This window comes from Kluyvera chengduensis (assembly GCF_044197065.1).
Lineage (GTDB): Bacteria > Pseudomonadota > Gammaproteobacteria > Enterobacterales > Enterobacteriaceae > Kluyvera > Kluyvera ascorbata_C.
On the sequence record NZ_JBIQOI010000047.1, the window covers coordinates 1 to 214 of the forward strand.

At 58.9% G+C, this 214-nt stretch carries 1 pseudogene; it reads right to left on the bottom strand.

What is annotated here, in order from left to right:
* Nucleotides 1-214, bottom strand: a pseudogene (locus tag ACH1XZ_RS23310) (transketolase); the annotation flags it as partial.

Here is a 214-nt window from a genome sequence, read left to right on the forward strand (position 1 = left end):
GGCATGTCACCTTTCATACGGCGGGTGAACTCTGCGGCTTCCTGCGGGAAAGCTTTCGCATAAGCGGCGAACTTGTCGTTCCAGGCGGCTTCTTTCGCCTGGCCTGCGGCTTTCGCATCCCACTGTGCATAGATGTCAGCCGGGATTTCAAACGGACCGTATTTCCAGCCCAGTTTTTCGCGGGTCAGCGCCACTTCGGCTTCACCCAGCGGTG